The sequence below is a fragment of the Streptomyces sp. PH10-H1 genome (genome assembly GCF_030063355.1).
Taxonomy (GTDB): domain Bacteria; phylum Actinomycetota; class Actinomycetes; order Streptomycetales; family Streptomycetaceae; genus Actinacidiphila.
On the sequence record NZ_JASISZ010000002.1, the window covers coordinates 192,977 to 217,943 of the forward strand.

The 24,967-nt window shown below is 67.7% G+C and carries 21 protein-coding genes and 1 tRNA gene; 14 read left to right on the plus strand and 8 right to left on the minus strand.

All coding sequences use genetic code 11. The annotated features are described in order from the left end of the window. Window positions 1–2 precede the first annotated feature (2 nt). The gene (locus QMK24_RS02155) at window positions 3–4,610 is read right to left on the minus strand and encodes a DUF6531 domain-containing protein (protein WP_283463287.1); all 4,608 of its coding nucleotides are present in this window, start codon (window positions 4,608–4,610) and stop codon (window positions 3–5) included. Window positions 4,611–5,190: 580 nt separating this feature from the next. Further along, window positions 5,191–5,264 (minus strand) — tRNA-Gly (locus tag QMK24_RS02160). Window positions 5,265–5,714: 450 nt separating this feature from the next. On the opposite strand from QMK24_RS02160, the gene dcd reads away from it, so the two are divergent. Both dcd and QMK24_RS02170 read left to right on the plus strand, forming a co-directional pair. Continuing rightward, window positions 5,715–6,290, plus strand: a complete 576-nt coding sequence (gene dcd, locus QMK24_RS02165) for a dCTP deaminase (RefSeq protein WP_283463288.1) — start codon at window positions 5,715–5,717, stop codon at window positions 6,288–6,290. 1 nt (window position 6,291) lies between these two features. Then, window positions 6,292–6,801: a phosphoribosyltransferase gene (locus QMK24_RS02170; RefSeq protein WP_283463289.1), complete on the plus strand. Its 510-nt coding sequence runs from the start codon at window positions 6,292–6,294 to the stop codon at window positions 6,799–6,801. A gap of 1,133 nt (window positions 6,802–7,934) precedes the next feature. Here QMK24_RS02170 and QMK24_RS02175 read toward each other — a convergent pair. Beyond that, window positions 7,935–8,672, minus strand: a complete 738-nt coding sequence (locus QMK24_RS02175) for a GntR family transcriptional regulator (RefSeq protein ID WP_283463290.1) — start codon at window positions 8,670–8,672, stop codon at window positions 7,935–7,937. A gap of 177 nt (window positions 8,673–8,849) precedes the next feature. Here QMK24_RS02175 and QMK24_RS02180 point away from each other — a divergent pair, with 177 nt between their 5' ends. From QMK24_RS02180 to repSA, 3 genes are read left to right on the plus strand one after another with little or no spacing between them, the layout of a single operon-like run. Then, the gene (locus tag QMK24_RS02180; RefSeq protein ID WP_283463291.1) at window positions 8,850–9,227 is read left to right on the plus strand and encodes a hypothetical protein; all 378 of its coding nucleotides are present in this window, start codon (window positions 8,850–8,852) and stop codon (window positions 9,225–9,227) included. Beyond that, complete coding sequence (locus tag QMK24_RS02185) at window positions 9,224–9,517, plus strand: hypothetical protein (protein ID WP_283463292.1); 294 nt, start codon at window positions 9,224–9,226, stop codon at window positions 9,515–9,517. The genes QMK24_RS02180 and QMK24_RS02185 overlap by 4 nt, the downstream gene beginning before the upstream one ends. Before the next feature lie 47 nt (window positions 9,518–9,564). Further along, window positions 9,565–10,932: a replication initiator protein RepSA gene (repSA, locus tag QMK24_RS02190; RefSeq protein ID WP_283463400.1), complete on the plus strand. Its 1,368-nt coding sequence runs from the start codon at window positions 9,565–9,567 to the stop codon at window positions 10,930–10,932. A 139-nt stretch (window positions 10,933–11,071) separates the two neighbouring features. Here repSA and QMK24_RS02195 read toward each other — a convergent pair whose 3' ends face one another. Both QMK24_RS02195 and QMK24_RS02200 read right to left on the minus strand, forming a co-directional pair. Beyond that, the gene (locus QMK24_RS02195) at window positions 11,072–12,508 is read right to left on the minus strand and encodes a recombinase family protein (RefSeq protein ID WP_283463293.1); all 1,437 of its coding nucleotides are present in this window, start codon (window positions 12,506–12,508) and stop codon (window positions 11,072–11,074) included. Between the two features lie 175 nt (window positions 12,509–12,683). Beyond that, entirely contained in the window at window positions 12,684–13,694 is a 1,011-nt protein-coding gene (locus tag QMK24_RS02200) for a YIP1 family protein (RefSeq protein WP_283463294.1), read from the minus strand. 173 nt (window positions 13,695–13,867) lie between these two features. On the opposite strand from QMK24_RS02200, the gene QMK24_RS02205 reads away from it, so the two are divergent. Then, a complete protein-coding gene (locus tag QMK24_RS02205; protein ID WP_283463295.1) occupies window positions 13,868–14,653 on the plus strand; it encodes a DsbA family protein in 786 nt (261 codons plus the stop codon). A gap of 77 nt (window positions 14,654–14,730) precedes the next feature. Here QMK24_RS02205 and QMK24_RS02210 read toward each other — a convergent pair whose 3' ends face one another. Continuing rightward, on the minus strand, window positions 14,731–17,010 hold the full coding sequence (locus tag QMK24_RS02210; protein ID WP_283463296.1) for a (Fe-S)-binding protein: 2,280 nt from the start codon (window positions 17,008–17,010) through the stop codon (window positions 14,731–14,733). 276 nt (window positions 17,011–17,286) lie between these two features. Between QMK24_RS02210 and QMK24_RS41650 the strand changes: the two genes are divergently transcribed. The 6 genes from QMK24_RS41650 (at window position 17,287) to QMK24_RS02240 (ending at window position 22,712) form a co-directional block, all read left to right on the plus strand. Further along, complete coding sequence (locus QMK24_RS41650) at window positions 17,287–17,607, plus strand: LCP family glycopolymer transferase (protein ID WP_502962425.1); 321 nt, start codon at window positions 17,287–17,289, stop codon at window positions 17,605–17,607. A gap of 240 nt (window positions 17,608–17,847) precedes the next feature. After that, a complete protein-coding gene (dnaK, locus tag QMK24_RS02220; protein ID WP_283463297.1) occupies window positions 17,848–19,704 on the plus strand; it encodes a molecular chaperone DnaK in 1,857 nt (618 codons plus the stop codon). Continuing rightward, window positions 19,701–20,351 carry a nucleotide exchange factor GrpE gene (grpE, locus tag QMK24_RS02225; RefSeq protein WP_283463298.1) on the plus strand — a complete coding sequence of 217 codons (651 nt, stop codon included), beginning with the start codon at window positions 19,701–19,703 and terminating at the stop codon, window positions 20,349–20,351. The genes dnaK and grpE overlap by 4 nt, the downstream gene beginning before the upstream one ends. 30 nt (window positions 20,352–20,381) lie before the next feature. Further along, entirely contained in the window at window positions 20,382–21,581 is a 1,200-nt protein-coding gene (gene dnaJ / locus QMK24_RS02230; protein WP_283463299.1) for a molecular chaperone DnaJ, read from the plus strand. 1 nt (window position 21,582) lies between these two features. Beyond that, window positions 21,583–22,053 carry a heat shock protein transcriptional repressor HspR gene (locus tag QMK24_RS02235; RefSeq protein ID WP_283463300.1) on the plus strand — a complete coding sequence of 157 codons (471 nt, stop codon included), beginning with the start codon at window positions 21,583–21,585 and terminating at the stop codon, window positions 22,051–22,053. A gap of 131 nt (window positions 22,054–22,184) precedes the next feature. Then, the gene (locus tag QMK24_RS02240; protein WP_283463301.1) at window positions 22,185–22,712 is read left to right on the plus strand and encodes an FBP domain-containing protein; all 528 of its coding nucleotides are present in this window, start codon (window positions 22,185–22,187) and stop codon (window positions 22,710–22,712) included. Between the two features lie 9 nt (window positions 22,713–22,721). On the opposite strand, the gene QMK24_RS02245 is transcribed toward QMK24_RS02240, so the two are convergent. Next, window positions 22,722–23,141: an ATP-binding protein gene (locus QMK24_RS02245; protein ID WP_283463302.1), complete on the minus strand. Its 420-nt coding sequence runs from the start codon at window positions 23,139–23,141 to the stop codon at window positions 22,722–22,724. 237 nt (window positions 23,142–23,378) lie between these two features. Between QMK24_RS02245 and QMK24_RS02250 the strand changes: the two genes are divergently transcribed. Further along, window positions 23,379–24,260: a helix-turn-helix domain-containing protein gene (locus QMK24_RS02250; protein WP_283463303.1), complete on the plus strand. Its 882-nt coding sequence runs from the start codon at window positions 23,379–23,381 to the stop codon at window positions 24,258–24,260. 11 nt (window positions 24,261–24,271) lie between these two features. After that, entirely contained in the window at window positions 24,272–24,472 is a 201-nt protein-coding gene (locus QMK24_RS02255; RefSeq protein WP_283463304.1) for a DUF397 domain-containing protein, read from the plus strand. A gap of 11 nt (window positions 24,473–24,483) precedes the next feature. Here the strand turns inward: QMK24_RS02255 and QMK24_RS02260 are convergent, their stop codons facing one another. Further along, window positions 24,484–24,888 carry a pyridoxamine 5'-phosphate oxidase family protein gene (locus QMK24_RS02260; RefSeq protein WP_283463305.1) on the minus strand — a complete coding sequence of 135 codons (405 nt, stop codon included), beginning with the start codon at window positions 24,886–24,888 and terminating at the stop codon, window positions 24,484–24,486. Between the last annotated feature and the right edge of the window lie 79 nt (window positions 24,889–24,967).

Here is a 24,967-nt window from a genome sequence, read left to right on the forward strand (position 1 = left end):
CGCTAAGTCACCGCCGTGATTCCAAGATTGTCAAGGACATGTTTACATGATGGGCAGGGAGGCTTCGGTACGCCGTGCATCGGATTGCCCGGCGCGCGTACATTCACGGCGGCCATCACACCACCTCGTGGATTCACGCCGGCCCGCACGGCGTTCGACAGCGCTTCCGGCTCGCCGCAACGCCCGTGCTGTCCCTTCATTTCATCCTTGATCGCCTGCGGCACGTCGTCATAGGCCGCCTGGATGTCCGGATGCAGGTCGTGGTCTCCGCCGCCCTTGATGCTCGCGCCGTCGAAGGTCTTCGGGTGTCCCGGCACCGAAAGCCCGGCCGAACTCGTCGGCCTGGTGTTCTTGCTCGCCCCCGGCCGCCCCTGTTCGAGGTCAGCCCGGGCGCGCGCGGCCTGTCGGGCGGCGGCTTCGCAGTCGGGTGCGAGGCCGAGCGGGTCCACAGCGGTGAACGGGTTCGCCACGTAGGTGCGCGGGTTCGGGCCGGGTGCGAGGCCGAGTGGGTCCAGCGACGCGTACTGGCCCGTCTCCGGGTCGTAATGCCGGTAGTAGTTGTAGTTGAGTGCCGTCTCGGGGTCGTGGTACTGGCCCGGGAACCGCAGTGGGCAGTACGCGCGATCGGGTCCCGGCTCGCTGAGCCCGGCGCCCCACGCAGTCGTCCGCGCCCGCCAGGCCAATTCGCCTTCCTCGTCAACCAGTTCGGCGGGCGTGCCGACGAGGTCGGTCACGATCGAGTAGAACTGCTCGTCGATCCACTCCTGCGGCCGGTCCGACGCTGGGGCGCGGTCCGGCGCGGCGACGCGGTCGACCTGGGTGACGGGGCTGAACCGGTCCCGCTCCCAGTTCCACACCGTGCACCTGGGTGCGTCGTCGCCCGACCGCGTGACCTGCTCGGCCAGCACGAACCCGTCCCAGGCGAACAGCACCTGCTCCACCACGGTCTGGCCGTCCGGGCCGAATCGCTCCTTGGCGATGCGGCGGCCGAACGGGTCGTACCGGTAGGCCCACCGGGCACCGTCCGGGGTGGTCACGCCGACCAGCCGGTCCTGGCTGTCCCAGGTGTACTGCCAGACGTCCGGCTTCCTGGACAGCCGCTTCTTGCGCCGCTGTACCACCCGGCCCTGGGCATCGTGGTCGTAGCGCACGTCTCCCGAGCTGCGCCCCGGTCCGTTCCCGCCGGGAACCGGTCCGCCCCCGGTGGGCTGCGCGGGCTGGTTTTCCTGCCAGTGCCCCTGCGTGAGGTTGCCCGCCGCGTCGTACGCGTAGCGTTCCGACCAGGTCGCCGCCTGCACCCCCGTGACGCGCCCGGTGCTGTCGACATCGATGACCCGGTCGCCGTGGAGGAGGTCGTCGATCGCGCCGACCGTTCCGTCCGGCCGGTAGCGATATGCCCGCTGCTGCACCCGCCGCGGTTCCAGACCGCTGGAGAGGTCGCGCGCGGTCAGGGTCTGCGTACTCAGTCTGCCGTCCGGGTCCCAGTCCTGGGTGAGCACGGCGGCGCCCGCCTGGCGTTCGATCTCACGCCCGGCCGCGTCGTAGGCGAAGGTGACGGTTCTGCCCGCCGTCCGCAGCAGCACCGGCCGGTCGCGGCCGTCGTACTCCCAGACGCTCTCGGCGTCCGAGGGCGTCACCCGGTGGGTGCGTCTGCCGAGCACGTCGTACGTGGAGCGCACGGTGGCGCCGTTGCACGTCTCGGCGAGGATCCGGCCGAGAGCGTCGCGCTCGTAGCTCAGCTCGGCGTGGCTGCCGTGCACGTGGCGGACGTTGCCGACCGGGTCGTAGACGTAGGTCGTGACCTCCTCGGAGGTCCGCTGCTCCACCACCTTGCCGAGCAGGTCCCGTACGTACACGGTGGATTCGCCCGCACCGTTGATCTGCTCGACCAGCCGGCCTGCCGCGTCGTGGCGGTAGCTCTGTGTGCGTCCGGTGAAGTCCTCCTCATGGGCCAGCCTGCCGGCCTCGTCGTAGAAGTACCGCCAGGAGGCACCGAGCTGATTGGTCACCGAGGTCACCCGGAGCTCACCGTCGTACGTGAACTCCAGCCGGGATCCGTCCGGGTCGATCCGAGCCGCGGGCCGGTCGAATCCGGAGTACTCGAAGCGGGTCACCTGACCTGCGGGGTCCATGTGCTCGACGCGGTTGCCCTCGCCGTCGTAGACCCGTCGCTCGGTGGTGCCGTCGGGCAGGGTGCGCCGGCTCAGCCTGCCCTCGGTCGTCCAGCCGAACGTGGTGCGGGCGCCGTCCGGAGCGATTTGCGCGATGAGCCGGCCGAAGGCGTCGCGCTCGTACTGCGTCGTCGAGCCCTCGGCGTCGGTGGTCGCGACGGGCATGCCCGTCGGGTCGGTCTCGATCAGGACCGTGCGGCCGGCGGCGTCGGTGATCGCGGTGACTGCGCCGATGTCGTTGTACCGGTAGGAGACTTGGGCGCCGGTGGGGTCGGTTTCGGCGGTCAGGGCGCCGTAGGAGTCGTACTCCATGCGCCAGACATGCCCGTCGGGCTGGGTGACGGCCACGGGCCAGCCGTGCTCGCCGTTCTCCGCTACGGTCCGGCTGCCGTCCGGCCGGATGACAGCCACCGGGTCGCCGTGCTCGTCGTAGGCATAGCGGGTGGTGTGGCCCAGGGGGTCTGTGACGGCTTGGACGCGGTCGTAGCGGTCCCACTCCCGGGTGGTGGTGTGACCCAGGGGATCGGTTTCGGCGACGAGCTGGAAGTGGTCGTTGAACTGGTAGACCGTCGTGTGGCCCAGGGAGTCGGTAGCCGTGGTGCGATGGTTGGCGTCGTCGTATCGGTAGGAGTACTCCAGCAGTCGGTCGGTGCCGGTGGTGAACACGCACCGGCCTTCCGCGTCGTACTCGTAGCGGTACCAGGTGCCGTTGCGGTCCTCCCAGGAAGTGATCCGGCTGCTGTCGTCGTAGCCGAACCTCAGGGGCGCGCCCGAGGAGTTGATGATCTCCGCGAGATTCCCGCCGGCGTCGTAGCCGTAGGACAGCAGGACAGGCCGGTCCGGATGGCTGAGCAGGCGCAGGGCGGTGATGCGGTGCGCGTCGCTGTCGATGCCCACCCGGTAGCCGCCGCTGTGGGCGACCTCCGCCGGGACACCTTCGGCGTCGTAGCCGACCGTGATGCGGTTGTCGTTGCGGTCGTTGATCGCGGCGAGTACCAGGTGCGCCGGACTGCGGCCGGGCAGCGCGCTGAAGTGCAGCGTCCGCCCGGTGTCCGGCTGGCTGACGGATATGTCTCCGGCAGGCAGCCCATCCCACGTCAACGGCCAGCGGGGGCCTTCGACCGGCATGACAGGTACGCCCGACTGCGGTACCGGGTAGTAGAGCACCATGCCGTCCGCGGAGGTGAACCGCACCCCCTGGTCGTCCGCCCACAGCCGCTGGTCGAGGGTGGAGGACCACGACTTCCCGAACCACCGGCCGGCCCGGTACGAGGAGCGGTGGTGGCGCTCCAGAATCAGCGGGAGCACACCGGGCAGTTCGACGTCGGTGGCGGACATGACCAACTCGCCGGTCGCCATATCGACCGGGTCACCGCAGGTGACCAGCTTCTTGATGTCCCGACCGGTCTCGCGTATCGCACTCGCGCCCTTGCGGACGCCGTTGGCGAGGTTCTCCAGCGCCTTGCCGCTCTTGAGGAGGGCGGGGAGACTCTTGGCCATCTTGGCGAGGCCGCCGAGGGTGGTCAGACCCTTGAACATCGGGATGCAGTCGAGGGCGGCGAACAGCACGTCCCAGAGGGATGCTTTGCCCTCGGCGTATTTGATGAGGGTGTCGGCGAGGACGACCAGGGCTGCGGCCAGCACGATCCAGGCCAGCGGGCCGCCGATGATCATCACGACGATGCCCAGCACGGCCACGATGACCTTGCAGACCGTGACGATGTCGTCCCAGTGGTCGGCGACCCAGTCGACCGCCTTCTCCCACCAGTGCTTGTTCTTGATCCCGGCGTCGGAGGCTTCGTGCAGCGCGTGTTCGGCGGTGCTCGCGGCGGTGTCGCGCAGGTGGGCGGCCTGGGCCGCGAGTTCCTTGGCCGCGTCCAGGCGCTGCTGGGCGTCGTGCACGGCGGAGTTCGCGGACTTCTGCGCGTTGGAGGCGTCCAGCGCGTTCCGGGTCGCGGTGCGGACCTCTTCGGCCGACGGCGGCGCCACGCCCGGTTTCGGGTTGTCTTGGTACTCCTTGGACTTATCGTCGGCCCGCTTCACCCAGTCGGTGGTGTTCGTCTGGGTGGTCTTGGCCGCGTCCAGATCCTGCCGGGCGGTGCGGCCCTGGGCCAGCGCGCGGTCGGCGTCGGCCTGCGCCGTCTCCAGCTTCGGCCAGTACGTCTCCAACGCCCCTGACGCCAGCCGGTAGGACTTCTCCAGCTTGCCCAGTTCGCCCGGCAGATCCCCGAACTGCTTGCGGTACTCATCCCCCGCCAGACCCGCCCAGTCCTGAACAGCGGTGTCCCCGCTCAGCCCCCGCACCGACCGCAGCGCCGACGAGACATCATCCGCGAAGTCCCCCAGCTTGCGGGCGAGTTCCTTCACCTCGAAGGGGTCGCCGGGGACCGGATCGCGGTCCAGGTCAAGTATGTGCCAGTCCGCCGGACGGTTCCCCACTGCCGCACCCCCGTGCATCGCCCGCTGCGTCTTGCCGTAGTCACTACCTGCACATCTGACCCTACTGAAACGGGACGGGATGAGGCTATCGCGCCTGGTGCGGCAGGTGCATGACCACGCGGTGCGGGGAGATCCAGACGATCAACCGCTGATCTCTGAGCACGCGGCTCGAGCACTGCGCACGTTGTCAGTGGTGAGAGTCGCCGGGTCACTACCACGGTGACGGGCACCAGGTCGGGTTGACCGCTGACAGAGCCCCTCGAGCCCTCTAAACGGGGTGGCGCGTCGCATGCAGCCATTCCTCGGCGTTCCACATCACGGGCATCGCCCCGACGGGTTCGAATCGAATGTCCGGGTCTCCGCTGTGAACCAGACACATCATGCGATGGCCGATCAGCGCTGCGCTTCGTGCCTGATCCGCGAAGATGGCCAGGGCGATTTGGGAAGCCCGTAGCTGGCGACGCGCGAATCTGTCGTAGACCGTGCGTTTTGCGGGAGTTAGGGCACGCGGAGGGCACGGCAAGGCGAAAATGGTCTAGACAATAGTGCAGCCCCAGGTCGCTGACCTGGGGCTTTCATGTGGAGCGAGTGACGGGAATCGAACCCGCGCTCTGAGCTTGGGAAGCTCATGTTCTACCATTAAACTACACTCGCGCGGCACGCCGATTGAGGCGTGGCACCGTCGCATACTGTACCGCATGGCTGGCCCTGGGCGTGTTTGGCTCGGGGCCTTTGTGCTGTTCGGGGGTGAGGATGCGGCTGCGGGGGGCGGGGGTTGGGGCGTAGCGTTGGGGTCGGAGCGGCGTGTGGAAGTTGGCCCGTCTGATCCCCTAATGTGGCTTTTGTCGTCCACGAAGTTGGGGAAGGGAAACGATGGAGCGCACCGTCGTTCGTTGTGCCGAGGGGCACGTATTCAGCACCGCGACGTTCCCGATGCAGAATCTGGGTGTCGGCCGGCTGGGTCCCGGGCGGTTGTTGAGGTGTCCGCGCTGTGCGCGATTGCGGCACGCGGTGCCGGTGGAGAACGGGAAGTAGCGGAAGTGCTGGCGCGCGGCTCCGGTCAGGATTGGGCCGGGGCCGCTTCGTCCGCGTAACCTTCGGGGCGTGCTTCTCTCAGACAAGGACATCAGGGCCGAGATCGACAGCGGGCGGGTGCGCGTGGACCCCTTCGACGAGTCGATGGTGCAGCCGTCGAGTATTGACGTCCGACTGGACCGGCTCTTCCGGGTGTTCGAGAACCACCGGTACCCGCATATCGATCCGGCGGTGGAGCAGAGCGATCTGACGCGGCTGGTCGAGCCGGAGGGTGATGAGCCGTTCATCCTGCATCCGGGTGAGTTCGTGCTCGCGTCCACGTATGAGGTCATCTCGCTGCCTGACGACCTCGCGTCGCGCCTGGAGGGGAAGAGCTCGCTGGGCCGGCTGGGTCTGGTGACCCACTCGACGGCCGGGTTCATCGATCCGGGGTTCTCTGGGCATGTGACGCTGGAGCTGTCGAATCTGGCGACGCTGCCGATCAAGCTGTGGCCGGGGATGAAGATCGGCCAGCTGTGCCTGTTCCGGCTGAGCTCGCCCGCCGAGCACCCGTACGGCTCCGAGCGCTACGGATCGCGCTACCAGGGGCAGCGCGGGCCGACGGCCTCGCGGTCGTTCCTGAACTTCCACCGGACGCAGGTCTGACGTGGGAGCGGTGCGGGAGAACCTGACGTACGAGGGGTTCGGGCGCGCCGTGCGGGAGCTGGCGCAGACGATCGCGGACGACGGCTACGAGCCGGACATCGTGCTGTCGATCGCGCGCGGCGGCGTCATCGTGGCGGGCGGGCTGGCCTACGCGCTGGACTGCAAGAACATCCACCTCGTGAACGTCGAGTTCTACACCGGGGTGGGGACCACCCTGGCGATGCCCGTGATGCTGGCGCCGGTGCCGAACACGATCGACTTCTCCGCGAAGAAGGTGCTGATCGCCGACGATGTGGCGGACACCGGCAAGACGCTGAAGCTGGTGCACGACTTCTGCGTGGGGCATGTCGCGGAGGTCCGCAGCGCGGTGATCTACGAGAAGGCGCAGTCGCTCGTGAAGTGCGAGTACGTGTGGAAGCGCACGGACGACTGGATCAACTTTCCGTGGAGTGTCTTGCCTCCAGTACATAGGTCGGGCGAGGCGGCCAAGCTGAACAAGGAGGCCCTTTAGGGGGGTTGAGTGATCGGCGCCGTACCCGGCGGACACCTGGGTGTAAGTGCCGAGCGATATGCTTCTGCCGTCCGCTTCCGATCCATCCCGAGCTTCGGACCAAAGGGCCGAGGACCCCGCAAGCCTGGGGGTAGTACGACCGGATCGGAAGTCGGCATGGCAGATCTGCGGAAGCCGGATGATCAAGAAGAGCAGCAGCGCGGACCGAGGCGAAGCCCCACAAGGGCGGAGATCTGGATCGCCCTCCTCTCCGCGATCGCGGCACTCGCAGGCTGTGTGGAGCAGCTGGCGCGATAGCAGCGCCAAACGTTAGGTGGTGAGCCGGACGATGTGCCAGGGCAGCAAAACGGGCCCGGCCGTTACGTAGTCGGCCGGACCCGCTTAACGACTCCATGCGATGAGCCCGGCCTCGGTCTTTCCCACCGGGGCTGGGCTCCTAGCTTGGAGCCGGTCCGTGTGACCTGCGCAAACTCTGGCAGATTGAATGAGAACTCGTGCCAACATAGTTTGCGTGTCTGTAGCCCAGACTACAGCCCGCTGGTCCTAGCTGGTCCCACCTGGTCCTCGCAGGTCCTCCGTCGCCCCAGCCCAAGAGCTCTTCGCCACGACGCTCCCGGCTGCCATCCCGTCTGCCGTCGTCCCACACAACGTGGAGCGGGCTTGGGCCCTGGTGTCCAGGTGGAGCGCCCCACTGTACGAACGACCTGGACACCAGGGCCCAAGGCTGCTCGGCTCTGCCTGGGACGTCGGCAGGCGGGATGGCAGCTCCCTACTCCGACCAGGTACGGTCCGCGGTCGCCGTCCGGGTTTCCGCCATCCCAGAGTCGGAGCGCCCCCGCCGGAGGCTGTCTGTGCCGTTTCGGCTGGCAATCCGCGCAACCGCCCCTGACCTGGCCCGGACCTGTGTTTCCCCCACCTTGTGGGCGCGGACGGCGACCGGCGCGGTCCGCCGGTGGCGCAGACATGGAGGCGAGGCCGCGCCGGGCGACGGCCGGCGCCGCCGCGCTGTGCGCGGCCTATCGATCTCTGAGAGAAGACTGCTTTACAGACCCTGAGAGGCCCGAGGCTACGGGCCAGCGGCGAGCGCAGCGAGTCGCCTTGATGAGGTAGAGATATCTGTAACAGCTCGGCCGCTACTCAAGGTCATAGTCGGCGGCAAGCTCCCGACCTGCGCCAAGGAAGTCGCGTGCGAACTCGGTAACTTGACCGTGTTGGTCCCAGTAGTGGTTGGCCATGGACAGGGCCAAGGACCCTGATTGGACTTCCAGAAGGGGAGCTACATCCTCCGGTACAGGACGGATGCTCACCACGTCGCGGCGCTTGACCGCCCGTCGCCCTGTGCGATCTTCGATGAGTCCGAACGTCATCTTCGGGAGCGGGCCGGTGGAGATCAATTCTGGAGCGCTGTGGGCGAACTCGCCGGGGAGCCACGACGTCGATAGAGCGATCACTCCGTCGTCATCCACGTACTTGCGCCGTCGCTGAACTACCGGACTGCCTTCGTCAACTTCCAGCGCGTCAGCGACTTCTTCGGGGGCTGGCACGACTTCGGCGCTGACAATCTCGACGCGTTCACCCGGCCGAAATCCACTGCCAGTGGCGCGCTGCAACTGGAGCCGGTCCGGCCCGGTTGTGACCTTGTGAGGCAGTCGGGCCACGGTGCCGATGCCTTGGATCGTCTCGGCGTAGCCCTCCGCTCGCAGCACGGCAGCCACACGGGTTGCGGTACCGACTGATACGCCCTCGTCGCGAATGATCTCGCGAACGGACGGAATGCGGTCGCCTGGCTGGAGCTCGCCGCGCTCGATCATGCCCTTGATCTGCGCGGCAATACGCCGGTAGGGGGGCAGTGCTGGCGAGTCAGCAACCATGATCAAAGCTCCTGTTCTAAAGCACTTCGATACACCTCTTGACTGAGGTGCAGCTCTAGAACACTATAGAGCTGTACTCGCCGGACGAACAGGTGAGAACAGCCACAAGAGGACGCGGCGCCCTACCGCCAAGCAAGTCGCCGCGTCCCTGAGTCCCCTTGAGAGGGAGCTTCCATCATGCCTGCAACTCTCCTCGCTCCGCACGCTGTGACTCTGTCTTCGGCCATCGTCGCCGAGTTACCCGACGCGGCCTTGGTAATAGCGCTGTACGCCTCGGACTACGTTGCCGAGGTTCGTCCGGACCTGGCGAAGGTTGCAGCGTTCATGGTCGACGGTGCCAACCGGTGGGGTCTGTCGAAGGTCGTGGAACAGACGGGCCTTCTGGTCACCTTCTGGGGGCACTGCGAGCGCGACACGGCCTCGCTGGAGATCTGGGCCGAGCACCGGGCCCGGTTCGACAACTACCGGATCATTCACTGCTCGTTCGACCCGGTCAGGCTGCGGACGATCCGCAAGCACCTGCGCGCGATGACTGTCGGGTCGGTGGCCGCATGAGCGTGCCTATGGTTCCGGCCAATGAGCGGCTGGATGGGGCCCTGGTCGTTGCTCCGGAGTCTGCCGCCCACTCGGCGGTGCTCCGCAGCCTGAGCGCCTGGTCCGCCTTCGGGCGTCCGGTCTGCCCCGGTTGCAAGGGCCGGTTCGCCTCCTGGACCTGGGTCGAGATTGACGGCCTGCGGGTCCTCACCCACGACGGTGACCTGATCTGCCCGCGTGATCGGTCCTTCGGCTACCCGACCAGTCCGGAGATTGTCCCGGCCCCGGTTTGTTCGGCGGTGGCCGCGTGAGCGCCTCCTCGGTCGCCCCGGCGGCCTTCGCGGACATGGCTGCGGCCATGGGTACTGATCCCCTGACCTTGTCGGACCTGCTGCGCGTCGCGAACGATCCCGGCTTCGAGCGGTGGCGGGAGCAGGTCAAGCGGACCGGTGGCTGTGCGCACCCGATCCACCTGCGAGGCGGCACGACGACCAAGAGCGCGGCTACCGGCGAGATCCTGTACGCGTACTCGACCGAGGATGAGCCTGGGGGACGCCTGCGGATCGCCTGCGGCAACCGCCGTGCCTCCCGGTGCCCTTCATGCGCCTGGACGTACGCGGGCGACGTCTACCACCTGATCCGTGCCGGACTGGTGGGCGATGAGCGGATGGGCGTTCCCGCGGCGGTACGGACGCACCCGCGCGTGTTCCTGACGTTGACGGCTCCGAGCTTCGGCCCCGTGCACAACCGTCCGCAGACATGGCGCTGCCGCTGCGGTGCGGAGCATGAGGAGTCGGCTGCCGTGCTGGGCACGCCACTTGATCCTGACCGGTACGACTACGCGGGCGCGGTGCTGTGGAACAACCATGCCGGGCAGCTCTGGCAGCGCTTCACGGTCTACCTCCGGCGGGAGATCGCCTCGCGTGCTGGGCTGTCGAACCGGGAGCTGGGCGATTACGTGCGCTTGTCGTTCGCCAAGGTCGCCGAGTTCCAGAAGCGCGGCGCGGTCCACTTCCACGCCATCGTGCGGCTCGACGGTCCGGAAGGCTCCACCCAGGAGGCTCCTGTCTGGGCGACGGCTGGGCTGTTGGATGAGGCGATTCGTGCGGCGGTGGGTCGGGTCTCGCTGGTGGTGCCCGCGGCCGGTGCGCACCTGGAACGCGTGATGGCGTGGGGTGGGCAGGTGGATGTCCGTCCGATCGGCGTCGGTGACGGGCATGACCTGGACGACGACGCGGTTTCGTCCTACGTCGCGAAGTACGCCACCAAGGCAGCTGAGACCACCGGCGCGGTCGATCGCCGGGTGGGGGAGCTGTCCGAGCTGGACAAGCAGCCGGACATCCCGGCCCACACCCGGCGCCTGATCGAAGCGTGCTGGGCACTCGATGAGGACTACCCGGAACGCAAGCTCGCGCACTGGTCCCACATGCTCGGCTTCCGGGGCCACTTCTCCACCAAATCCCGCCGCTACTCCACCACTATGGGCGCCCGTCGTCAGGTCCGCGCGGACTTCCGCGCCCGCCAGGAACGCCAAGAACGCGGCCTGCCCGACCCCGGCGACTCGGAAGGCACGACGCTGATCGTCGCGCACTGGGAGTACGCGGGTCAGGGACACACCCCCGGCGAATCCTGGCTCGCCGCCTCCATCGCACAAGACGTCGCCTTTAACCGCGCGACCGCCCGCGAGGAGCGAGCCGGGGGTGGGCTGGATGTCTCGGAGTACTGATGCAAAGCGACGCAGCGAAACGGCACGACCCAAGGTCATGTCTCGCGAAGAGTGGCTGCAGAAGCACCTTCGACGCGCGCCTGCTCGGGATGAGGAATGGGTTCGCCGCGCGTGCCTGCTGCACGGCCGACCGGTATGGCTATCGCCAAATGGGATCGATCAACTCGGGGTCGAAGATCCGGCACCCGCGTCCCGCCGGATGGATGATCACGGCTGAGAGGCTGTGCAACACGATCTCTTGCTGACGCTCGACGGGGAGATCGAAGAATTCGGCCACCGACAGCTCTCCTGCGCGCACTTGGGCCTCTGCCTGTTTTTGATCCTTGTAGAAGCGCGCACGACTCAGCTTGAGTTCGTCGCGCTCCCTCTCCTTCGTGGGAAGGAGCTGGAGCAGTGTGGATACGGTGATCTGCTTGGCCTTCTCGGCTTCGAGGAGCTGGGTGATGTCCGCTTGGACCGCCTCCAACTCGCTTGCGAGAGGCCACTGCTGCTGGATCGGGACTCCGAGCGCGGCCGACTTCTCGCGTTGCTCTTCGAGTACGAGTTCCGCGATCAACTTGTCGACGGGCTCGCCCACGCGCCCGACCTTGCCGCATCCTCCGTTGACCACCGAGCACTGATACGTATACCTGGTCGCCTTTGAGCCCGGCTTCCAGCGCTGGTTGATCTGACCCCGGATCTTGGTCTTGCAGAGCCCGCATCGTGCGATGCCTGAAAGCAGGTACTTGCGGGCCAGGAGCTTCCCCGGCCGTTGTTGCAGCTTCCGTTCGGTGACGGCGGCACACACCGCCTCCCACTCGGGGACCGTGTTGATGGGTTCCCACTCGCCCTTGACGGGTTCGCCGTTGGCCCCGGTCAGGATCTCGCCGTGATACGTCCGGTACCCGACCAAACGAGGGTTGGTCAGGATGTGCTCAACGTGGTGGTGTGCCATGCGCTTGGTGCCGGCGCGCGGGTTCCCGAGACCCTGTTCCCACCAGCGCGTACGGATGGTGCCGATGCGGACACCGGCAAGGATCTCCTGTTGCGCTTCGCGGATCGCGCGCGCGGCGTCGGGATCGACTTTCGTCCGATCGTCCTTACGCCACCCGTACGGGGCCGGCCCGCCGCTGTCCTTGCCCTGCTGGGCCAACTCCAAGTGCTTGCGCTTGATCCGGCGTGAGGCGTCGTGTGAGGACTTGTTGGCGAACGCGACCATGATGCGGGCCATCGTCCGGCCGTCCGACGCTCCAAGGTTCACGTCGTTGGTGACCGTCGCGAACTCCGACTTCGGGCGTTCGTCGAAGATCTCGATGAGCCGTTCCAGGTCGCGGGGCTGCCGGGCCAGGCGGTCCAGGTCGTAGGCAACGATGCCTTCGATGAGACCGGCGCGGAGATCCTTCAACATCAACTCGAACTCGGCGCGCACCACGTTGCGTTTGAACGCTGAGACGTCGTTGTCCTCGTAGACCTTCACGGCTTGCCACGACCGGAGATCGGCTAAGCGCTCGCAGTCCTGCTGTTGTCGGGCCACGCCCATGGCGTCGCCCTCGTCGTCCCGCGAGATTCGGGTGTAGATCCCCACCTTGCGCGCCACGATGAACGGGCCTCCCCTGCTCTCAGAGCAGAGCCAGAGTACTACCGTCATACAGTCAAGTCAGCCTGGAGCGTGGACGAGCCGGTCGTGAAGCGCGCGGGGCAGGTACGCGACGCCTGAGCGATCGTAGTAGCGGTAGTAAGGGGCGCCTCCTTGCAGAGGCGCCCCTTACTACTTAGATGAGCGGGAGCTTGAAGAGGACCAGCAGGGCGATCAGCTGGATCGAGGCGGCGCCGAGGGCCTTGGGCCACGGGAGGTCGTGGGACTTGCTGACCATGGAGGTGAGCAGGGCCGCGCAGGCGAGCCAGGTGACCCAGCCGAGGATCTGGACGAGTCCGTTGGCGCTGCCGAGGAAGAGCGCGAAGAGCAGCCGGGGCGCGTCGGTGAGCGAGGTGACGAGCATCGCCAGACCGATGGTGGGGGCCCAGGAGCCGTCGCCGCCGAGCTGGCGGGCCAGGGCGTGCGTAACGGCGCCGAGCATCAGGCCGCTGAGGGTGACGGCGACACCGGTGCTGATCACCCACGGGACGCTGGTGGCCACGGTCGCGTTGAGGATGTCCTTGCGGGCCGCGTCGAAGCCGAAGACGGCGAGCAGCCCGTAGAGGAAGGTGACGATCAGGGCCGGGCCCCACACCGGGTAGTCGCGCATCTGCCAGAAGGTGTGGCCGGGGCGCAGGACGATGCCGCGGATCAGCTGCTTCCAGTGCAGCCGAGGACCGGAGGGCGGGGCGGTGGCCTGGCCCGCGCGGTACGTGGCGATGTTGTCGTTGCCGGGGCCGTCCTGGTCGGGGCCGGAGTAGGGAGCGAACTGGTCGGCGGCCCCGCCGAGGGTGAAGGCACGGGTGTGGCCCGGGTTGTCGTCGTACGCCGGGGCCGGGGCGGGGGCCGGTTCGCCGAAGTACTCGGGCTCGCCGGACGGGGCGCCGCCGTAGCCCTGCGGACGGCCCTGCGGCTGCCCGTAGCCGGGCCGGCCGTACTCCGGCTGCCCGCCGGACGGCCCCGGCCGGCCGTATTGCTGCTGCCCGCCCTCCTGGGGCGCCTGCTGTCCGTACTCCGGCGGTTGCCCGCTGTGGTCCCGCCCGCGTCGATTCCTGAATCCAGCCACGTCATCGAACGTACCGGTTCCCGCTGGGCGCTGGGCCTGGAGCCCGGTTGTACGGGGGGCTTTGCGGCCAACCTGTGACACGTGGCGGCGGGACCTTTGGCACTGATTCGGGTGACTTCTGCCGGGGCGTGTGTGGCTGCTGGGAACTTAGCGTCGTTATAAGAGGGGATATCTCCGAATATCCGGGTCAGAGCAGGCAGAAAAGCCAGCGAAGCCAGAACAGTCAGATGAGTCAGAGCAGAAGGAGCCGTTCCATGGCTGTACCTACCGTCCGCAACGTCAAAGCCGCAGGAGTCGCGGCCGTCGCCGCCGCGGTGCTCGCGATGACTGCGGCCGGGTGCGGGTCCTCGGGATCCGGTTCCGGGTCCGGCTCAGGGTCCGATTCGGCCGCGTCGTCGAAGGCCGGGGCCGGTGCCGGCGCCGCCAAGAGCGGCAGCGCCAAGGGCGCGGCCGACGCGGCGACGCTGTCCCAACTCCCCGCGCGGATGGCGGCGGACGGTACGTCGATCGTCGTCGGCGACGCGAAGGCGCCGAACACGGTGAAGGTCTACGAGGACCCGCGCTGCCCCTACTGCAAGCACTTCGAACAGGCCAGCGGCCCGGTGCTCGCGCAGCTGGTGAAGGACGGGAAGGTCAAGGTCGAGTACACGATCGCGTCCTTCCTCGACGCGAACTTCGGCGGCAGCAGCTCGGTGAGGGCGGCGAACGCGATGCGTGCGGCGGTCGAGGCCGGGAAGTTCGCCGAGTTCCACTCCGCGGTCTTCGCGAACCAGCCCGAGGAGCCGGCGGACGGTCTCACCGACGCCTTCCTGCTCAAGATCGCCGACACGGTGAAGGGCCTGAACACCACCGCCTTCCAGAAGGCGGTCAAGGACGAGACCCACAAGGACTGGGTGACCAGGTCCGAGAAGGTCTTCGCGGCCTCCGGATCGCAGGGCACGCCGACGGTCCTGGTGAACGGCAAGAAGGTCACCCCGGAAAACGCCAAGTACGACGCGGCCGCGTTCGCGAAGGCGCTCAAGGGGCTCGGCGTCAACTGAGGCCCGACAACATCAACAGAGCGACGGCGCGCCCTCAGGGCATGCCGTCGCTCTGTTTGTCCCAGCCGCGCCTGGCGTCAGGAAGTGTTGGCCGCACCCGCGGACTCGGCGGACTCCGCAGAATCGCCGGAGTCGTCCGCCACCGCGTCCGCCGGCGTCTTGACCGACTGCAGCAGCAGCTGCGAGACGTCCACGACCTGCAGTGTTTCCTTCGCCTTGCCGTCGTTCTTCTTGCCGTTGATCGAGTCGGAGAGCATCACCAGGCAGAACGGGCAGGCGGTGGAGACGATGTCCGGGTTGAGGGACAGCGCCTCGTCCACGCGCTCGTTGTTGATGCGCTTGCCGATCCGCTCCTCCATCCACATGCGCGCGCCGCCGGCGCCGCAGCAGAAGCCGCGCTCCTTGTGCCGGTGCATCTCCTCGTTACGGAGCCCCGGCACCGCCTTGATGATGTCGCGCGGCGGTGTGTAGACCTTGTTGTGCCGACCCAGGTAGCAGGGGTCGTGGTACGTGATCAGGCCCTCGACCGGGGTGACGGGGACGAGCTTGCCCTCGTCGACCAGGTGCTGCAGCAGCTGCGTGTGGTGGATGACCTCGTACTCGCCGCCGAGCTGCGGGTACTCGTTCGCGATGGTGTTGAAGCAGTGCGGGCAGGTCGCGACGATCTTCTTCTTGGCCTTCTCGACGACGATGCCCTCCTCGGCATCCTCACCGAAGGCCATGTTGAGCATCTCGACGTTCTGCTGGCCGAGCTGCTGGAAGAGGAACTCGTTGCCGAGGCGGCGGGCGGAGTCGCCCGTGCAGTTCTCCTCGCCGCCCATGATGGCGAAGGAGACACCGGCGATGTGGAGAAGTTCGGCGAAGGCCTTGGTGGTCTTCTTGGCGCGGTCCTCCAGGGAGCCCGCGCAGCCGACCCAGTAGAGGTACTCGGTCTCGGAGAGATCCTCGATGTCCTGGCCCACGACCGGGACCTCGAAGTCGACTTCCTTGACCCAGGCCAGCCGCTGCTTCTTCGCCAGGCCCCAGGGGTTGCCCTTCTTCTCCAGGTTCTTGAGCATCGTCCCGGCCTCGCTCGGGAACGCGGACTCGATCATCACCTGGTAGCGGCGCATGTCGACGATGTGGTCGATGTGCTCGATGTCGACCGGGCACTGCTCGACGCAGGCGCCGCAGGTGGTGCACGACCAGAGGACGTCCGGGTCGATGACGCCGTTCTCCTCGGCGGTGCCGATCAGCGGGCGCTCGGCCTCGGCCAGGGCGGCGGCGGGTACGTTCGCCAGCTGCTCGGCGGTCGCGATCTCGTTGCCCTCGGCGTCCTTGCCGCCACCCGCGAGCAGGTACGGCGCCTTGGCGTGCGCGTGGTCGCGCAGCGACATGATGAGGAGCTTGGGGGAGAGCGGCTTGCCGGTGTTCCAGGCGGGGCACTGCGACTGGCAGCGGCCGCACTCCGTACACGTGGAGAAGTCGAGCAGGCCCTTCCAGGAGAAGTGCTCCACCTGCGAGACGCCGAACTGGTCGTCCTCGCCCGGGTCCTCGAAGTTGATCGGTACACCGGCCGACGCCATCGGCTGGAGCGCGCCGAGCGCGACCGCGCCGTCGGCGTTGCGCTTGAACCAGATGTTCGGGAAGCCGAGGAAGCGGTGCCAGGCGACACCCATGTTGGTGTTGAGCGAGACCGTGATCACCCAGATCAGCGACACGCCGATCTTGATCATCGCGGTGAGGTAGATCAGGTTCTGGAGCGTGGCGGTGCTCAGGCCCTTGAAGGCGAGGACGAGCGGATACGAGACGAAGTACGACGCCTCGTAGTGCTCGACGTGGTGAATGGCCCCTTCGAGGCCGCGCAGGGTCAGGATCGCCAGGCCGATGGTGAGGATGACGTACTCGACGAAGTACGCCTGCCACGCCTTGGAGCCCGCGAAGCGGGACTTGCGGCCCGCGCGGGAGGGCAGGCTGAGGAGCCGGATCGCCATCAGGACGAGGATGCCGAGGACCGTCATCAGGCCGATGAACTCGATGTACAGCTCGAACGGCAGGAAGGTACCGATCAACGGCAGCGTCCAGTCCGCCTGGAACAGCTGCCCGTACGCCTGCGCCAGGGTCGGCGGCAGCGTCAGGAAGCCGATCGCGACGAACCAGTGCGCGAAGCCGACGATGCCCCAGCGGTTCATGCGTGTGTGGCCCAGGAATTCCCTGGCCAGCGTGATCGAGCGCTGCTTGGGGTCGTCGGTGCGGCTGCCGGCCGGGACGGGCTGGCCGAGCTTCACGTACCGGTAGATCTGCGCGACGGCGCGGCTGATGAGCGCAACGCCGACCGCGGTGAGGACCAGCGACACAATGATCGCGGCGAGTTGCATGGAGGGCTCCTCGGGCCTGCGCGGGCGTACTGGGCGAACCGGGCGTACTGCGTGGCTCGGAACGGGACCCGAGCCTGGATTACTACGCGGTAACTTAAGTGGTCTTCGCTGAGATTACCCGGGATCGATGGCCCCATACAGCCGCCCAGCCGGTGATCTGTGTCGCTGGCCGCACGACTGATCCGCATCTGTTCGTAGGAAATAAGACTATAGACGCGCAAAACGTCAGCAATACGGCAATGACTGTCTCGCGATAAGAGGTTCGGGCCCGACCTGATGGTGAGGATCCCCAGCTGCCGGCGGCCGGACGGCAGTACGAGTCCGGCGCGGTACCAGCAGTTCCACCGGGCCTTCAGGGCCGGCGGAACGGGCTGCACGATCCGCACCTTCGAGGCGCTCACCGGCATCCGGGTCGACCATCACTTGGTGCTGGACTCGAAGGGCTTCAAGGGCTTCGCGGACTTCAAGGACTTCAAGGACTTCAAGGACTTCAAGGACTTCAAGGGGTCGGCCGGCGTGCGGCGGCACGAGGTCCTGGGCTCGCTGGTTCCCAGGCATGCGCTTTCTGACCGTGCCGCGCCATCTGTCCCCGGCTGACGCGTCTCCGGGCCGACGCGCTGTTCCGCGCATTGCGCGAGGATCGATATTGACGCAGATGTTGACGCAGATATTGACGACCGCCCTCCCCTATCGGCGCAGGTCACAGCGTTTCCGTCGACGCTGTGAGTGATCGAACGGCCGAAGAGTTGAGTCCCCTCCACTCAGCTCTGTTGACAGGTTTCGCCCTCGTGATGCACGCTTGAGCCAGTTCCACTCAAGTCAGCAGGAGGATTCACCATGGCACGTGCGGTCGGCATCGACCTGGGCACGACTAATTCCGTCGTCAGCGTTCTCGAAGGCGGCGAGCCCACCGTCATCACCAACGCAGAGGGCGCCAGGACCACGCCGTCCGTCGTCGCCTTCGCGAAGAACGGCGAGGTGCTCGTCGGCGAGGTCGCCAAGCGCCAGGCAGTCACGAACGTCGACAGGACCGTCCGGTCGGTCAAGCGCCACATGGGCACCGACTGGAAGATCAATGTTGACGGCAAGGACTTCAACCCGCAGCAGATGAGCGCCTTCATCCTGCAGAAGCTGAAGCGTGACGCCGAGGCATACCTGGGCGAGAAGGTGCAGGACGCGGTCATCACCGTCCCGGCGTACTTCAACGACTCCGAGCGTCAGGCCACCAAGGAGGCCGGCGAGATCGCGGGTCTCAACGTCCTGCGTATTGTCAATGAGCCGACGGCCGCCGCCCTGGCCTACGGTCTCGACAAGGACGACCAGACCATCCTCGTCTTCGACCTCGGTGGCGGCACCTTCGACGTCTCGCTGCTCGAGATCGGCGACGGCGTCGTCGAGGTCAAGGCCACCAACGGTGACAACCACCTCGGTGGTGACGACTGGGACCAGCGCGTCATGGACTACCTGGTGAAGCAGTTCGCCAACGGCCACGGCGTGGACCTGTCCAAGGACAAGATGGCCCTCCAGCGCCTCCGTGAGGCCGCTGAGAAGGCGAAGATCGAGCTGTCCTCGTCCACCGAGACCTCGATCAACCTGCCGTACATCACGGCGTCCGCCGAGGGCCCGCTGCATCTGGACGAGAAGCTCACCCGCGCCCAGTTCCAGCAGCTCACCGCGGACCTGCTGGACCGCTGCAAGAACCCGTTCCACAACGTCATCAAGGACGCGGGTATCAACCTGTCCGAGATCGACCACGTGGTCCTGGTCGGCGGCTCGACCCGTATGCCGGCCGTCGCCGAGCTCGTCAAGGAGATGACCGGCGGTCAGGACGCCAACAAGGGTGTGAACCCGGACGAGGTCGTCGCCATCGGCGCCGCACTGCAGGCCGGTGTCCTGAAGGGCGAGGTCAAGGACGTCCTGCTGCTCGATGTCACCCCGCTGTCCCTGGGTATTGAGACCAAGGGCGGCATCATGACGAAGCTCATCGAGCGCAACACCACGATCCCGACGAAGCGCTCCGAGATCTTCACGACGGCCGAGGACAACCAGCCGTCCGTCCAGATCCAGGTCTACCAGGGCGAGCGCGAGATCGCGGCGTACAACAAGAAGCTCGGGATGTTCGAGCTGACCGGTCTGCCGCCGGCTCCGCGCGGGATGCCGCAGATCGAGGTCACCTTCGACATCGACGCGAACGGCATCATGCACGTCGGCGCCAAGGACCTCGGCACCGGCAAGGAGCAGCGCATGACCGTCACCGGTGGCTCCGCGCTGCCGAAGGACGACATCGACCGCATGATGCGCGAGTCCGAGCAGTACGCGGAAGAGGACCACAAGCGCCGCGAGGCCGCCGAGACCCGTAACCAGGCAGAACAGCTCGTCTACCAGACCGAGAAGTTCATCGCCGACAACACGGACAAGCTCCCGGCGGACGTGAAGGAAGAGGTCGAGACGACCGTCGCGGACCTCAAGGAGAAGCTCAAGGGCGAGGACATCGCCGCGATCCGTGAGGCCACCGAGAAGGTCGCCGCCACCAGCCAGAAGCTCGGCACGGCCCTCTACGCCAACGCCCAGGCCGACGGCGCCGGTGCCGCCGGTCCCGGTGACGCCGCGGGTGCCGGCCAGGCCCAGGCCGACGACGATGTCGTCGACGCCGAGATCGTGGACGAGGACAAGCCGAAGGACGGTGCCGCGTGACGGAGGAGTCGAAGGGCTTCGACAAGGAGCCCGACGTCCCCTCCGAAGCCGCGGAGCCCGACAACGATGCGGCGAAGGCCGCCGGTTCCGCCGATGAGGCGGAGCCGGCGGCCCCGGCCGGGGACGCGAATCAGATCACAGCGCTGACAGCGCAGCTGGACCAGGCCCGTAGCGCGCTCAGCGAGCGCACCGCGGACCTCCAGCGGCTCCAGGCGGAGTACCAGAACTACCGTCGCCGGGTGGACCGGGACCGCATCGCGGTCAGGGAGATCGCCATCGCGAACCTCCTGACCGAGCTGCTCCCGGTACTCGACGACATCGGCCGGGCACGGGATCATGGCGAACTGGTCGGCGGCTTCAAGTCCGTCGGCGAATCGCTGGAGACCGTGGTCGCCAAGATGGGCCTGCAGCAGTTCGGCAAGGAGGGCGAGCCCTTCGACCCGCTGGTGCACGAAGCCCTGATGCACAGCTACTCGCCGGATGTCATGCAGACCACCTGCGTGCAGATCCTGCAGCCCGGGTACCGGATCGGTGAGCGGACCATCCGCCCGGCGCGGGTCGCCGTGGCCGAGCCTCAGCCGGGAGCGGCCGGCAAGGGCGAGGAAGAGGCATCTGACGAGGAGAGCGGTGGCCCGGAAGAGGGCTGACGCGACACACGGGAAGGAGGGACGTCGAGGATGAGCATCAGCAGGGACTTGTACGAGAAGGACCTCTACAAGGTTCTCGGCGTTCCGAAGGACGCCACCGAGGCGGAGATCAAGAAGGCGTACCGGAAGCTCGCCCGCGAGTTCCACCCGGACGCCAACAAGGGCGACGCCAAGGCCGAGGAGCGCTTCAAGGAGATTTCCGAGGCCAACGACGTCCTGTCCGACCCCAAGCGGCGCAAGGAGTATGACGAGGGCCGCGCGCTGTTCGGCAACGGCGGACTGCGCAGCCCCGGTGGCGGCGCGGCGGGCCAGGGCGGCTTCGGCTTCGACCTGGGCGACCTCTTCGGCGGCGCCCAGGGCGGCGGCGGGCAGAGCGGCCAGGCCGGCGGCTTCGGCGGCGGCCTCGGTGATGTCTTCGGTGGCCTGTTCAACCGGGGCGCCGGCGGCACCGGCACCCGCGTCCAGCCGCGCCGCGGCCAGGACATCGAGTCCGAGGTGACGCTCAGCTTCACCGAGGCGGTGGACGGGGCCACGGTCCCGCTCCGGATGTCCAGCCAGGCGCCGTGCAAGGTCTGTTCCGGCACCGGCGACAAGAACGGCACCCCCCGGGTCTGCCCGACCTGCGTCGGCACCGGCCAGGTGTCGCGCGGTGGCGGTGGCGGCTTCTCCCTCACCGACCCTTGCGTGGACTGCAAGGGCCGCGGGCTCATCGCCCAGGACCCCTGCGACGTCTGCAAGGGCAGCGGGCGCGCCCGCAGCTCCCGGACCATGCAGGTCAGGATTCCGGCGGGTGTCACCGACAACCAGCGGATCCGGCTGCGCGGCAAGGGAGCGCCGGGCGAGCGCGGCGGTCCGGCCGGCGATCTCTATGTCGTCGTCCATGTCGACAAGCACCCCGTGTTCGGACGCAAGGACGACAACCTCACCGTCACCGTGCCGGTCTCCTACCCGGAGGCGGCGCTCGGCGGCGAGATCAAGGTACCGACGCTCGGCGGCCCGCCCGTCACCCTCAAGCTGCCCCCGGGCACGCCGAACGGGCGTACGCTGCGGGCCCGCGGCAAGGGCGCGCTCCGCAAGGACGGCAGCCACGGTGACCTGCTGGTCACCGTAGAGGTCGCAGTACCGGAGAAGATCGAGGGCAAGGCGCTCGACGCGCTCGAGTCCTACCGGGAGGCCACAGCGGATTTCGATCCGCGGGCAGAGCTCTTCAAGGCCGCGAAGGGAGCATGAGATGGACGGCGTGCGCGGCAGTGGCCGGATGCGCCCCCATAATTCTGTGGGGCCGTTCCAGCTGACCGAGGAATCCCCGGTCTACGTCATCTCGGTGGCGGCTCAGCTCTCCGGGCTGCACCCGCAGACGCTGCGCCAGTACGACCGTCTCGGCCTGGTCTCCCCCGACCGCACCGCCGGCCGCGGCCGCCGCTACTCGGCCCGCGACATCGAGCTGCTCCGCGAGGTGCAGCGGCTGTCGCAGGACGAAGGCATCAACCTCGCCGGCATCAAGCGCATCATCGAGCTGGAGAACCAGGTGGCAGCGCTGCAGGCGCGCGTCGCCGAACTGGCGGCTGCCGCCGAAGGCATGTCGGCCGTCATCCAGCAGCGCGAGGCGGCCGTCCACGCCTCGTACCGCCGCGACCTGGTCCCGTACCAGGAGCACCAGACCACCGCCCTGGTCGTCTGGCGCCCGAAGCGGGACGGCTGAGCGCCGCGGCTGAGCGGTAACTGCTTACGCGTACGGGCCCGGCACCCTCCAGGGGTGCCGGGCCTTCGTGCGCCCCGGCCGCCGGAAAAATCGGACGACACGTCCGGACCCGGCTGTTAGCTTCAGACACCATGGAACCGCTCGTCGAACAGCAGATCCGTGCCTCCTTCGTGAACTGTTCCAAGGGAGAAGCACGCCGCCTCAACCTGCCCAGGAACTTCGCCGACCTGCCCTGGGCAGACCTCGATTTCCTGGGCTGGCGCGATCCCGGAGCCCCCGACCGCGGCTACCTGGTGGCGCCCTCGCGGGGGGAGCTCACCGGCATCACCCTGCGCATCGCCCCGGGCGCGCGCCGGAATCTGCTGCGCACCAGCCTGTGCTCGATCTGTGTCACCTCGCACGCCAGCGGTGGCGTCGACCTCCTCGTCGCCCCGAAGGCCGGCCCTGCGGGCCGCAACGGGAACACGATCGGCACGTATATGTGCGCGGATCTCGGGTGTTCGCTCTACGTCCGGGGCAAGAAGAAGACGGCGCTCGCCCAGCGGTTCGAGGAGTCCCTCACCCTGGAGGAGCAGATCGCCAGGGCGGTGCGGAACCTCGATGTGTTCCTCGGCAAGGTCATCGCGGACGACGACGCGGAAGCCGGCGTGGCGCTGTAGCGCGCGGGTTCATACGGTGGCCGGAGGGCCGCCCAGCTCGAACCACACCGACTTCCCAGGCCTGGGCCCGTGCCGGCACACTCCCCACGCTGTCGCGCACAGGCTGAGCAGCGGCAGTCCACGGCCGTGTTCCTCGTCCGCCCCGGGCCGCGGATGCACGCTGGGCACCCCCGGCGCGTCATCGCTCACCAGCACACGCAGAGCGCCGGGCCGTTCGCACGCGGCGAAGAGGGTCAGCCGGGAGTGGGTGCCGGCCCGATGGCAGGCGTTCACGGCGTTCGTGACCACTTCGGACGTCAGCAGTAACGCGGTATCTGCGAGCGCGCCACCGCCGGTAGCGGTGAGCAGCGTACGGACGCCCTCGCGGGCGGAGCGGACCCATACGGGGTCGGGCGGGAAGACGAGCGAGAAGTCGGTTCCTGTCGTCATGAGTTCGCGCCTCCATGGGCGGCGGCTCGCTGATACGCAGTGGCAATGCCGGTCCGACTCCGTCGGCTCCGGTGCGCTTCCGCTTCCAGCGCGGTGGATGGGTGCCTACGACGGTAGGGAACGGTCTTTTGTTGTTGCAACCGTTTCCGCATATTCCGACCCGCATGGGTGACGGGTGAACAAGTATGTGGACCACGGGAGTTGATCGCGGCAGACTCCGGGACAAGGAGGTCCCACATGCCGCCCAGAAGTGAGCCCAGCGAACGGCAGCGCCGACTCGGCGCCGAGCTGCGCAAACTGCGGAACCGCGCCGGGCTGTCCGGAGACCGGGCCGGGGCCCTGCTCGATGCCGACCGCACCCGGATCAGCAACATCGAGGCGGGGCGCGTGGACGTATCCCGCAATCGCCTCTACATGCTGTTGCGCGAGTACGGATGCCCGCCCGGCCCCCTGTTCGACGCGCTGATGGAGATGGCCCAGGAGCGGGGAAAGGGCTGGTGGGATGAGTACCGGGATGTGATGGGACGCAACGCCCTCGACCTGGCCGAGCTGGAGTCGCGTTCCAGGGTGGTGCGGATCCACGAGCCGCTCTTCATTCCCGGCATGCTGCAAACTGCCGACTACGCACGCGAGGTGATCGCGGCGACGGAGCCCGACCCGGAACGGGTCGAGCGCTACGCGCAGTTCAGGCTCGCCAGGCAGCAGATCCTCACGGGCGGCTCCCCGCCCGCCTATCACGCGGTGATCTACGAGGCGGCCCTGCGTGTCGAGGTCGGCGGCACCCGGATCATGCGCAAGCAGTTGCTCCGGCTGATGGAGATCGCACGACTGCCTCACGTCACGCTGCAGGTCTTCCCCTTCGCGAGAGGGGCCTACGCCGGATTCGCCCGCCCGTTCATCCTCTTCGAGGGCTCCGTGCCGGAGCTGGGAACCGTCTATCGGGAGAACCCGATGAGCGCCGCGTTCGTTGGAGTTGGCGAACAACTCGACGATTACGCCAAGATGTTCGAACGACTGACCGAGTTGGCGCTGGCGCCGGTGGACCCGCAAGCCGCGCCCGAGTCCCATGAGGGCCGGGACTCCCTCAGCCTCATTCAGCACATCATGTACAACCTGTGAGAAGGAGCCAGATGTCCCAGCTCGTGTGGCAGAAGTCCTCGTTCAGCAGCGGCGGTCAGGGCGAATGCGTCGAGGTGGCCACCGGGTCGGCCGGGCTCGTCCACCTCCGTGAAAGCGACGACCCCGTCGTCATCGTGACCACCACCCCCGCCGCGCTCCGCGCACTGCTGCGCGCGACGAAGGCGGGGGCGTTCGACCGGCTCGGTCGCTGAGGACGGCAACCTCAGGCGTTGCCCATGGCATGGGTGAGCGTGATCTCGATGACGACGCGGTCGGGGTTGGGGGCGGGTGTGCGCCCGTAGCGCTCCGCGTAGCGGCGGACGGCCTCGGCGACCGCCCCGGGGTCGGAGCTGACGGTCGCGACGCCTTCCAGGGTGGCCCAGCGGCGTCTGTCGACCTGGCAGACGGCCACGCGGGCGCCGTCCGGGCCGGCGGCCACGACGTTTGCGATCTTGCGGCTCGCCTTGTTGGCGATGACGCGGGCGAGGCCGGCCTCGGGGTCGTACGTAACACCCACCGCCACGACGTGCGGGGTGCCGTCGGCGCGTGGTGTCGTGAGGGAGCACACGTGGTTCTCGCGCCAGAAGGACAGGTACCCGGGTTCCGGGTTGCGTAGGTCTCGGGCCATGGGAATGCACGCTACCGTTCCAGGGTTGAGTGCCATAGACTCAACTTGACTGAGTGATCGGATAGGAGGTTCAGGTGGC